The organism is Chryseobacterium cupriresistens (genome assembly GCF_046614675.1).
In the GTDB taxonomy this organism is placed as follows: Bacteria; Bacteroidota; Bacteroidia; order Flavobacteriales; family Weeksellaceae; genus Chryseobacterium; species Chryseobacterium cupriresistens.
On record NZ_JBKKJT010000001.1, the window covers coordinates 17,380 to 29,260 of the forward strand.

Consider the following 11,881-nt stretch of genomic DNA (forward strand, 5'->3'; position numbering starts at 1 on the left):
ATTGATAAAAATAAAAATAGCGTTCCCCTGGGAGCGTTATTTTCGTTTTGAGGATTAAATTTTAGTACTTTTGGCAAATGATTAAAAACTTCATGAAGCAAAATATTATGGCTGGTCTGGCAGCCGTATTCTTGTTGACTTCCTGCAATAATAACGAGAAAATGCTTGATTCTCTGGCTGATTATAACAATGCGAGAGAATCAAAAGGGTATCATTTCGGAGATAAACTTGATCTTCCCAAAGAAGTAACGGAAAATGCAGAAAGTATAACAATCAGTTTCGGAGATAAAGAAACAACGGATTTAACTGTTAGTCCAAAGTTTTTTACATTAGGAGATAATGATGTAGTCTTCAGGATTAAAACAAAAAATGGAGAAGTCTTAAATCAGGATGCTACCATCAATGTATTCACAAAAACTCCCGAGCAGAATATTCCATATAAAATAGTTGCAGATTACCCTCACGATCCCAAAAACTTTATTGAAGGCTTTCTGATGGAAGGAAATACAGTATATGAAAGTGATGGGATGGAGAATGCTTCCCAGTTGATAAAATATACTTTAGGGTCATCCACTCCGATAATTGTAAAACAACAACCTGCTGAAATTTTCTCCGAAGGCTGTGCAATAGTTGGAAATAACATTTATCAGTTAACTTATAAAAATAAAATAGGTTTTATTTACGATAAAAATACGTTTGAAGAACTCTCAAAATTTCCTTTGCCCAATACAATGGGAGAGGGATGGGGACTGACGTACGACGGAAAAAATCTGATCGCTACAGACGGTTCAAAAAATCTTTATTTTCTGGATATCAATGATCCCTCGAAAGTAGTGAAAACTATAGCTGTTGGCGGGAATTCTGAAATTTATAATCAGCTCAATGAACTTGAATATCACGATGGCTTTATATATGCTAATGTGTGGCGAGAACCGGTTATTTTAAAGATCAATCCTGCTAATGGAGAAGTAGTGGGAACTTTTGATTTTACAAAAATTGCCAAACAAAATACCAAAGGTACTGAAGATGTCCTGAACGGAATTGCTTTTAAAGGTGATCATATGCTGGTGACAGGAAAGAACTGGGAAAAAATTTATGAAGTTGTTTTTCAGTAATAAACTGTTCTTAATTTTGATTAATAGTAAAGAAAATTTTATTAGGCTAAATCATCTTTTGAGTGAACGTATTTTTCAGTAAATTGACCCCATTAAAAAAACAGAGTGAAGTTTTTAAACATAGTATTTTTTTTCCTTTTCTGTACGGCTTCAGCGCAGGATGTACTTCCTTTAGATACTTTAAAACTGAAGGAGGCAAAAGATATGCTTGCCGATGACTACGGAAATCTGTATATCTATAAAAACAAAGATTTTAGTTTTACCAAATATGATTCCCTTGGAAAACAGATCGGAAAAATGATGCTCACTGTTCCGTACAAAGTACAGACCGTACAAAATCCTCTGAATGTGCCATTGTTTTCTGAAAATGCCCAGGAAATGAAATTTGTAGACCAGAATATGAATGAGATTCAACGATTGGATTTTAAACAAAAATTTGGTTTTATCAGAATGGCTTATGCAGAAGATCTGCAGCAGCTCTGGCTTTTGGACGACAGTACAAAACGTTTGATACAGTATAATTTCAGGAATGATACCACCATCAATTCATATCCTTTTGACATCAGTTTTGAAGACCTGATGGATATGCTGGTCTATGAAAATAAGGTTTATATCTTAACGAGAAAACATATCAGAATCTATAGTCTGAAATTTGAAAAACTTTTTGAAGCCCCGTTGGAAAACGGAAAACGGTTTCGAAGAGAAAATGATGTGATCATGGTTATCGCGGGTAATTTCATTTCACAATACATCCCTGAAAAAGGTATGGCAACTGTTTTCGAAGATCAGGAAGCGCAAATTGTGGATAAAAACATCCTCTCTTATTTTGCAATCAAAGGGAACAAACTCTATCTTTACAGCCTTGAAAAAGTAAAGAAAGCCCAACAGCAAAAACAGCTCGAAGCTCAGCCGGAATCTCCTCCGCCATCTACAGAAAAACCAGTAGAAAAGACGGAAGAAAAGCCAGATGAGAATACAGTAGAGAAACCTTCAGACAATACTTTACAGAAATTGATTGAAGATATTTCTCAGGTTCAGACTGAGGCTGTCGAAAAACTTATCAACTAATCGGTAAATACAAGGAAAAAGAATATTATGCATATTGCAGTTACAGGAAACATCGGAGCCGGAAAAACAACTTTGACAACGATGCTTTCCAAGCATTACGGATGGGATGCACAATTTGAAGATGTAGATCATAATCCTTATCTGGAAGATTTTTATTCAGACATGAGCAAGTGGAGTTTCGCACTGCAGGTGTATTTCCTGGGGAGCAGATTCCGTCAGGTAAAGGAGATCAGGGAAAGCGGGAAAAACATTATTCAGGATCGTACGATCTATGAAGATGCCCATATTTTTGCGGAAAACCTGAATGATATGAACCTTCTTTCAGACAGGGATTTCAATAACTACTCATCAGTATTTGATCTGATGAAGTCTTTCGTATCTGCTCCGGATCTTTTAATCTATTTGAAATCTGATGTTCCTAACCTGGTTAAAAAAATCTATAAAAGAGGCCGTGAATATGAAGCATCCATCAGTATTGAATACCTTTCCAAACTGAATCAGAAATATGAAAAATGGATCTCCAACTATACAGAAGGAAAACTTCTGATTGTAGAAGTGGATGATCTTGATTTCGTTGAAAAACCTGAAGATTTCGGGTTTATTCTGGAGAAGATTGAAGCAGAGCTACACGGATTGTTTTAACATATTTTTATCAGAACATTAAGACAGACTCAGGGTAAATCTTTTTAAATTTGTTAAGACCAAGTTTAATTTTTGAAAAATATATCATGGTAGTTAAAGTTTTACATAACGGAAACTGTTCAAAGTCAAACGCTGTACTGGAGTATCTTGACGAAAACGGAGTGCCTTTTGAGATCATTAATATTGTTGAAGATCCTTTAAGTCCTCTTGAAATAAGAACGGTGCTGAAGAAACTGAATCAGAGTGTTTTTCATATTATCCGTAAAACCGATAAGCTTTACGTTGAGAACTATGCAGATAAAAACTATTCAGAAGAGGAATGGATAAAGATTCTTTCCGAAAACCCATCTTTAATACAAAGACCCATTCTGGTAAAAGGTTCAGTAGCAATGCTGGGAAGACCTATTGAAAATGTAAAGTTCTTTATTGAAAAATAAACGAAATTTAATAAATAAAAAAGATCCGTTCTGTTATAGAGCGGATCTTTTATGTTATGGGGTTTTTGTAGTAACCGGACCGTTTATCGCCTTATATAAAGCTTCCAGTTCTTTGGGAGGACGTCCGGAATCAAATTCTGAAGAAGTATATTCTTTTCCGCCAGCGGTAATGATCATAGATGATATCATTGCCTGGTCAGAATATCTGCCTGTAGTTGGAGATTTGAGTTCAGATATCTTCGGTAGGTCAATGTTCTGAGCCAGCCTGGAAACTGCCAGCCATTCGGCGGTGGAGATTTTGGTATTTATAATCTCTTCATTGATATTGGATTCTTTTGAGGAAGGAGTGAAAACAATATCTCTGCTGAACCCTCTTGTTCTTTCTGTTAACCGGATCTGTTCAATCTTTTGTTGCTGAACTGCAGAAGAGATATTTGGGGTATTATTTTCGCTGTTATTTTTGTGCATACAGTTTGTAGCAGAGGTTGCTAAAATGACATTAAATAGGATCAGTTGGATGTTCATCATATTCTGTTTTTATGTATTAATAATAAAAAACCGCTTCATCATGATGAAACGGCCTTTGTTTTTACAATAGAATAACGCCTTCTATTTTTGCTACTTCTTTATAAATATTCACTACCTGATTGGCATCCAGAACAAATGCATTGATATTGCAGGCCGTGTATTTTCCATTTTTACTTTCGCGGTTTCCCAGTGTAAATTTAATACCATCAAAAACTCTATAAATTTCAGTAAGTTTTGCCTGGTCTGTAGGAATAATAAATTTAAATAAATAATCCTCCGGAAAATCATGATGATCCTCCAGTTTCTCCCTCAAAGACTGATAAAAGTCTTCAGGGCTTGCGTGTTGATTTCCTTGTAATATATCCATCTGCAATTGTTAATATAATATAAAAATAGCGAAAATTTTCCTATTTTCCAAACGGTCCCAGCAGGGACTTGGAGTTCTGATGTTCATAATCTTCAATGATATTGAACAATCCATTCACCAGCTGTTCAGAAGCAAGTTTACTCAATCCTCCTGAATTGACAGTGTTGTTATTTCCCCCTAAAAGACTGCCCAAAAAATTACTGCCTGATAGCGCTGTATTAATGGTTTTTACAATTCCATATTCATTCAGTTTTTCATCTACTTTAGGAGCAATGGCCGCAATAAGCTGTTGGGATGTTTTTTCCTTCAGAATCTGTGTAGCAGTGGTTCCCTGCATAATTCGCGTTACATCCTGAGCATTCAGGCTGTTTACGGCATCCTGCAAAATAGGTTTTGATGTATTCACTGTGTAAGCTGCTGCCTGTGCTATATAATCTCGTTCTTTGGCTACCAGTGAAGGAGCAATTTTCTCCAGTGTGGAATTGATGTCTCTCAACTCTTTGGGAAGGGCTTTATCAACCATATTATTCTGCAGGAACGCTTCTTTGTTGCCATAGATACTCATTCCCTTATCAATACCATTGAGCAGAATTCTTTTGATAATAGAAAGCCCCATGTCTGATGTTGCCAATGAAGTGCAGGATTGTACAGTGGTGGTAATAACAGCACCGGTTCCAATCAAAAGAGCGGCTGCAATGATATATTTTTTCATTGATTTTTTTATTATGTATTTCTAAGATGCATTTGTCAAAAACTGCACCAAAGGTAATTACTATTCCCAATTTAACAAAATATTAAATTGAGTACATGTTTTGGTGAATATTGTGTCAAAAATGTTAAAATTTCATTTGTAAATATGATGAATAAAGGATCTTGATTTTAAATTAAAAATTATAAAATCTATATTTTTGGCATTTTTCATTTAATAAAGTATAGTTATTTTTAAATATTTAAGATAGTTTAACAGTGTTGGATATTTTTTATATTTTTGGCTAATGTCTTTTTTTGAGATTTTAAATAACTCCACTATTTAGAGACAGGTGCAAATTTGAATTTATTTGAATAAAATTGAAACTATATGAAACAAAGTAATTTAAAGTATTCATGTCTCATTGCCGTGTTATATTTCGGGATGAACGTGAATGCACAGGTTACGCAGGATTCTGCTAAAGTCCAGAAGATTGACGAAGTCGTTATGATTGGATATGGTAGCCGTAAAAAAGTAGACAACACTACTTCTATTAGTTCTATCAGTGCGGAAGAAGTAACTAAAACCAAAGTGTTGAATGCATCACAAGCCATTCAGGGTAAAGCAGCCGGTGTACAGGTAATAGCTTCCGATGCACCAGGATCTACTCCTACAGTGATGATCAGAGGACTTGGTACAGTACTGGGGGGAAGAACACCTTTATATGTAGTTGATGGGATGTTTACTGATAACATCAACAATATTAACTCTAATGATATTCTTACCTATGATGTATTGAAAGATGCTGCAGCATTGGCTATCTATGGTAACAGAGCTGCTAATGGAGTAATCATCATTACGACAAAGTCAGGTAGAGGAAAATTAAGCGTTTCCTATGATGGACTGGTTGGATTTAGAACCCCTTTAAAAACCATTAAAATGGCTAACGGGTCTGAATTTGCAAATTATAATAATGCTGGTAAAGCAAGTAATTATTTGAATCCTAATCAACCTTATAATACAGATTGGTTCAAAGAAATTACAAGAACGGGAATTTACAACCAGCATAACTTATCAATTTCAGGATCTTCAGAAGCTGCAAAGTACTTTTTAAGTTTAAGTAATTATGATGAGCAGTCTATCCTTAAAGGAACAAATTATAACAGGACTACAGTAAGAACCAATAACGAGTTCAGAATTACCAAAGGAATCAGATTGGCGCAGACTTTAAGCGCAACATTTACTAATGATACTCCTAAATCGTATGGTGCTTTTACAAATGCTTATAAACAATCACCATTAGTCCCTGTATATTATCCGAATGGAAAATATGGTCAGCCTATTTATAATAAGACCAACGGGAATATCGATTATGAAGGAGGACGATTTAATAACGTAGGCAACCCGGTGATGCAGCTTGCTTATGACAATCAAAGAGGTAGAAATTTCTTATTACAAGGTGGATTAAAATTGGATATAGATATCTATAAAGATTTAAAATTTACCTCTCAATTTAGTGGAGAATATGGTAACTATAAATACTATAATTTTGTAAATTCAAAATCTTTCTGGTTAGATAGTGATCCTATGAGAACGGAAAACCAATACTCAGCTACGTCACCACTAACAAGGTTAACCAATAAAAGTCAGAACTATTTCAACTGGTTACTTAATAATTATTTAACCTATACAAAGAAAATTGAAAACCATGATATTGAAGTTGTTGTAGGTACAGAAGCTTCAGTAAAGAATGGGCTTGAGACTTTAATTATTAACAGAAAAGATGTTCCTATTGCAAAAGATTACTGGAATCTTAGCGGAGTTGATTACTATGGTAACCTGTATAGTGATAGTGATACAAAAGCTCTTGAATCAATAAAAGGAAACAGAAATACTACAATTTCCTATTTCGGAAGATTCCAATATAAATTTATGAATCGTTACTTATTAAGTGGAACGATCAGAAGAGACGGTTCTTCTCAGTTTGCTGCTGGTAATAAGTGGGGTACATTCCCATCTTTTGGTGCAGGTTGGATTATTTCCGAAGAAAACTTCATGAAAGATGGTTTCTTTGACCTTTTGAAGCTTAGAGGTGGATGGGGTAAAATCGGAAACCAGAATGTTCCTTTGAATTATCTACCACTTTCAATGGGAGCAACTTATAATTATGCGTTTGGAAGTTCACCAGTAAGCAATGGAGTTACTGTTAATAAAGGTTACGATCCGGACTTAGGATGGGAAGTTACAGAAGAATCCTCTTTAGGATTAGATTTTGGAATCCTGAATAAAAGATTGACAGGTACGTTTGATATTTATAACAGAAAGACCAAAAATCTTATTTTGGGAGTTGTTCCATATATGGCAACTGGAATTTCTGATTTGAATTATTCTCATATGGGAAGTGTTGTTAATAAAGGTGCTGAGGTAAGCCTAAACTGGGCTGATAAAGTAGGCGAGGATTTTACCTATTCAATTGGTGCCAATTATTCTTATAATAAGAACAAGCTTGCCAGCATTAATCTTTCTAAGCCTGTTTCTCAAATTGTTGGAGGAAATCTTGGAAACGGACAAGATACAAAACTTTTTAACGCTAATGCAGTTGGTTATGCATTAGGAAGTTTCTATTTATGGGAAGCTGATGGTTATGATGCAAATGGTAACCTGAAGTTTAAAGACTTGAATGGTAACGGAATTACAGGAAGTGCAGATCCGGGAGACAGAAGATTCTTTGACTCTTACATACCAAAGTCAACATTAGGTGTTAATGTTTCAATGTCCTATAAAAATTGGGATTTTGCCCTAAGTGGTTATGGAGCTTTCGGATTCAAAGTGTATAACGGTAAAAAAGCACAAAGGAATGGTGGAGAAAATGTCGAAGCTTCTGTAGCGAATGATTTTTGGACTCCTACAAACACTAATGCAGCAAATCCTGTAAATCCTGCAAATATTCCAATTGCATCTACATTCTATCTGGAAAGCGGGGATTATTTCAGAATCAATAATATTTCAGTAGGATATACATTTAAAAATGTAACGGATTATATGAAATCAATTAAGCTTTATGTAAGTGCAATTAATCCTTTTGTTTTCCAGAAATACTCAGGATATTCCTCAGAATTATCAGGATATAATCCTGCGGATCCTACTGCAGAAGGAGATCCTTACAAACGTGCAGGGGTAGAATTAGATGCTTACCCTACATTAAGATCTTTTGTATTTGGTGTTAACCTAAATTTTTAAAAAAATGAACAAAAAATATATCATAGCAGCGGCATTTTTGATTTTAGGAGCTGTTAACCAAAGTTGTAGTAATGACTTTATCGACGTGTCACCTACGGAAGCAATTCCTGAGAGCGCATTGGGTGAAATATACAATAATGATGCAGGAGCCAATAGTTTAGTTACAGCTATTTATGCTAAGTTTTTAGACTGGAATATGAGTACATTTGCATGGATCGGGGTTACATCAATTGTTTCTGATGATGCTGATAAAGGTTCAAGTGCAAGTGATTCAGGTTCAGATAAAGACATTTTGGATGCTTTGACATTTACAGCATCAACACCATCATTCAAAGAATTGTTTGCTTCTAATTATCAGGGGATTAACAGGTGTAATCAAGCGTTGAAATACCTTCCTCAGTTGGATAAGGCAGACCCGCAATTACGTGAGAGATTAGCGGGAGAGGCAAAGTTCCTAAGAGCATTTATGTACTTTACTTTAGTTAGGTCTTTTGGGGGAGTTCCGTTAGTAGATCATGTTCCCGTTACAGGGGTTGAAGCTGATAAGCAAATGACGCTAACCAGAAAAAGCAAGGAAGAAATTTACGCATTTATAGAAAAAGACCTTAAAGACGCCGCAGCAGTTTTGCCTTCTGGAACCGGTGGACAAAGAGCTACAAAAGGCGCTGCCCATGCGCTTTTAGCTAAGGTATATTTATATCAGAAGAAATGGCAGCTGGCAGTAGATGAGACTAATTTGGTTACAGGTTATTCGTTGACAACTAATTTCCAGGATATTTATAAAGTTTCCGGAGAAAATAATGCTGAATCTATCTTCGAAATTAATGGTAGTGGAGGAACAGCAGGAAGAGCAATCCAGCAGTATAGCCAGGTTCAGGGAGCAAGAGGTACTACAGGCTGGGGCTGGGGATTTGCAACGCCTACCCAAGGATTATATGACGCCTACTCTGCAACGGATTCCAGAAGAGATGCTACGATTATCCATAGAGATATGACTTTATATGATGGATATTATGTAGGTCCAAATACAGAAAATAAATTCTATAATTATAAAGCTTATTCTTCCAATTATAGAGATCAGGCTTCAACAGATGTAAACATTCGTTATCTGAGATATGCTGAAGTACTATTAATCAGAGCTGAAGCAATGAATGAGCTTGGGCAAACATCTGCAGCTATTCCTTTCCTGAATCAGGTAAGAAACAGGGCTAACATCGGAAACACGACTGCTTCTTCTCAGGCAGACGTAAGATTGGATATCTGGAAACAAAGAAGATTAGAGCTTGCTTTCGAACATGACAGATGGTTTGATCTTGTAAGAACCGGACAAGCCCAGGCAGCCATGGCGGCTGATGGTGGTAAAAAATTCATCGTTGGAAAACATGAACTATTCCCACTTCCACAAGATTTTATAATGGAAGCAGGTGGATTGTCAGCACAAAACCCCGGCTATTAAAATTTAATCAATAAAAACTTTAGAGGAGAATGAAAGTTCTCCTCTTCTTTTAGTAAGAAACCCTAAAAAAGAGATCTCATGAAAAGGAACGTATTATCAATGGCTATTACTTCATTATTCTTTGTGTATTCCTGTAAAAATGCGCCCGTTGCCAAACAGGAAACCGGAAAAACTGAAGCGGTAAAAAGCAATATCACGGATGAACAACTGATGGACAGAGTGCAAAAGGATGCTTTAAAATACTTCTGGGACTATGCAGAACCTAACTCAATGCTGGGAAGAGAACGTTACCATGAAGATAATATCTATCCGGATAACGATAAGCACGTAATCACTACAGGAGGCTCAGGCTTCGGGTTGGCAACTATTCTGGTAGGGGTAGAAAGAGGATTTGTTCCAAGAAAAGAAGCGGTGAAAAGACTTACTCACATCATGGACTTTCTGGCTAAGGCAGACCGCCACAAAGGAGCATGGTCACATTGGATCAATGGGGAAACCGGAAAAACCGTACCATTCGGGAAAAAAGATAATGGTGGTGACCTTGTGGAAACCGCTTTCCTTACCTCAGGAATACTGATGGTTCGTGAATACTTTAAAAACGGAAATGCAGAAGAAAAAAAACTGGCAGCAAAATGTGATGAACTGTGGAAAGGAATCCAATGGAACTGGTATACCAAAGGAGGACAGAAAGTCCTATACTGGCACTGGTCACCGGATTACCAATGGGAGATGAATTTTCCTCTTGAAGGATATAATGAATGCCTGATCACTTATATTTTAGCAGCCTCTTCACCTACTTATTCCATTGATGCAGAAACCTATTATAAAGGCTGGACCAGAAACGGAACTTACCTTACAGATAAAACAAAGTACGGACTACCTCTGTATGTAAAACACAACTATGCCGAAGAATACGGCGGCCCGCTTTTCTGGGCACAATATTCATATATCGGGCTTGATCCGACTGGATTATCCGATAAACTTGTCAAAAATTACTTTGACGTCAATAAAAATCAAACCCTTATCGACTATCAATATTGTGTCGAAAATCCAAAACAATGGAAAGGGTATGGTCCCAACTATTGGGGGCTTACAGCCGGATATACAAGAAATGAAGATGGAAGCACTGGATACACCGCTCACATGCCTGGCAATGATAATGGAGTGATTACTCCTACAGCTGCCTTGAGTAGTTTTCCCTATACACCAAAAGAATCAATGGCTTTCCTGAGATTCATGTATACCCAAAAACCTGAATTCATAGGATCTGCGGGACCTTATGATGCTACCTCCATTAATTATAACAATTGGTTTACCCCAAGATATCTGGCGATAGATCAGGGAACGATAGCACCAATGATTGAAAATTACAGATCAGGATTCCTGTGGAAATTATTTATGAATGCCCCGGAAATTCAGCAGGGATTAAAAAAGCTAAGCTTCCGGTCAGCCAAATATGGAATAAAATAACTCAACAGGAACGGGCCATTATCCTGAGCTTATCCGAAGGCAGCCCGTTTACATAAAAATGATCAAATCCGTTGGCTCTAGCTAAAATCTAAATAACAATATGAAACTAAAACTGAAACATATTCCTCTTTTATTGCTGCCGTTTTCAATACCAATGAATGCGCAGGAGATAAAAGGGGAACTCAATAAAGAAATTAAAAGACAGGAGAAAATGTCATACATTCTGGATTACCCACAGGATGTTAAAGGAAATGTACCATTAATTGTTTTCCTTCATGGTTCAGGAGAGCGTGGAACTAATCTTGATCTGGTAAAGGCACACAGTCCGTTTACCTATAAAAACCTGATCAAAGAACCTGTAGCTATTCTCGCACCCCAATGCCCGGAAGGAACTTGGTGGGATACGGTTACCGTATATAATCTGATCAAGGAAATTCAGAAGAAATATAAAATTGATGCTTCCCGTATTTATCTTACAGGACTTTCTATGGGAGGATGGGGAACCTTAAAGCTGGCCATGGAGCATCCGGAAATGTTTGCTGCAGTGGCTTCAGTGTGTGCCCCTACAGATCAGGTTATGACCGCCAATATTCATCGGTTTAAAGATCTGAATATGAGGATTTTTCATGGCGGAATGGATGATATTGTATTACCGGCCAATGCTTTTAATTTTTATCAAAAGCTGCATCCTGTAAATCCTTCAGCAGAATTGGTTATCTTCCCGAATGATAATCATAACTCATGGGATTCGGCTTACTCAAATCCAGCTCTGTATGAATGGATGCTGTCCAAAAAGAAAGAAAAGTAATCCAGGACACCAATGATTGAAAAATAAACCCATCAAATTAAAGCAAAAAATATAAAACAATA

The 11,881-nt window shown here is 36.4% G+C and carries 11 protein-coding genes; 8 read left to right on the forward strand and 3 right to left on the reverse strand.

The window, feature by feature from the left end; translation table 11 throughout:
* Positions 1-92 precede the first annotated feature (92 nt).
* The 4 genes from ACLI50_RS00110 (at position 93) to ACLI50_RS00125 (ending at position 3,262) form a co-directional block, all read left to right on the forward strand.
* Positions 93-1,115 (forward strand): glutaminyl-peptide cyclotransferase, encoded by a 1,023-nt coding sequence (locus ACLI50_RS00110; protein WP_411412877.1) that lies wholly within the window; start codon positions 93-95, stop codon positions 1,113-1,115.
* Positions 1,116-1,220: 105 nt separating this feature from the next.
* A complete protein-coding gene (locus ACLI50_RS00115) occupies positions 1,221-2,183 on the forward strand; it encodes a hypothetical protein (protein ID WP_411412878.1) in 963 nt (320 codons plus the stop codon).
* Positions 2,184-2,210: 27 nt separating this feature from the next.
* Positions 2,211-2,825: a deoxynucleoside kinase gene (locus ACLI50_RS00120; RefSeq protein WP_002977952.1), complete on the forward strand. Its 615-nt coding sequence runs from the start codon at positions 2,211-2,213 to the stop codon at positions 2,823-2,825.
* An 86-nt stretch (positions 2,826-2,911) separates the two neighbouring features.
* Positions 2,912-3,262: an arsenate reductase family protein gene (locus tag ACLI50_RS00125; protein WP_110011032.1), complete on the forward strand. Its 351-nt coding sequence runs from the start codon at positions 2,912-2,914 to the stop codon at positions 3,260-3,262.
* Positions 3,263-3,316: 54 nt separating this feature from the next.
* Here ACLI50_RS00125 and ACLI50_RS00130 read toward each other — a convergent pair whose 3' ends face one another.
* The 3 genes from ACLI50_RS00130 to ACLI50_RS00140 all read right to left on the reverse strand — a co-directional run bounded on the left by ACLI50_RS00130 (position 3,317) and on the right by ACLI50_RS00140 (position 4,869).
* Entirely contained in the window at positions 3,317-3,790 is a 474-nt protein-coding gene (locus ACLI50_RS00130; RefSeq protein WP_411412879.1) for a hypothetical protein, read from the reverse strand.
* A 61-nt stretch (positions 3,791-3,851) separates the two neighbouring features.
* Entirely contained in the window at positions 3,852-4,157 is a 306-nt protein-coding gene (locus ACLI50_RS00135) for a DUF493 family protein (protein ID WP_047433612.1), read from the reverse strand.
* Between the two features lie 40 nt (positions 4,158-4,197).
* The gene (locus ACLI50_RS00140) at positions 4,198-4,869 is read right to left on the reverse strand and encodes a DUF4197 family protein (protein ID WP_110011034.1); all 672 of its coding nucleotides are present in this window, start codon (positions 4,867-4,869) and stop codon (positions 4,198-4,200) included.
* Positions 4,870-5,235: 366 nt separating this feature from the next.
* Here ACLI50_RS00140 and ACLI50_RS00145 point away from each other — a divergent pair, with 366 nt between their 5' ends.
* The 4 genes from ACLI50_RS00145 (at position 5,236) to ACLI50_RS00160 (ending at position 11,819) form a co-directional block, all read left to right on the forward strand.
* Positions 5,236-8,085: a SusC/RagA family TonB-linked outer membrane protein gene (locus tag ACLI50_RS00145; protein WP_411412880.1), complete on the forward strand. Its 2,850-nt coding sequence runs from the start codon at positions 5,236-5,238 to the stop codon at positions 8,083-8,085.
* 4 nt (positions 8,086-8,089) lie between these two features.
* The gene (locus ACLI50_RS00150; RefSeq protein ID WP_411412881.1) at positions 8,090-9,541 is read left to right on the forward strand and encodes a RagB/SusD family nutrient uptake outer membrane protein; all 1,452 of its coding nucleotides are present in this window, start codon (positions 8,090-8,092) and stop codon (positions 9,539-9,541) included.
* Between the two features lie 78 nt (positions 9,542-9,619).
* Positions 9,620-11,011, forward strand: a complete 1,392-nt coding sequence (locus tag ACLI50_RS00155; RefSeq protein ID WP_411412882.1) for a glucoamylase family protein — start codon at positions 9,620-9,622, stop codon at positions 11,009-11,011.
* 100 nt (positions 11,012-11,111) lie between these two features.
* On the forward strand, positions 11,112-11,819 hold the full coding sequence (locus ACLI50_RS00160; RefSeq protein ID WP_411412883.1) for a carboxylesterase family protein: 708 nt from the start codon (positions 11,112-11,114) through the stop codon (positions 11,817-11,819).
* Positions 11,820-11,881 lie beyond the last annotated feature (62 nt).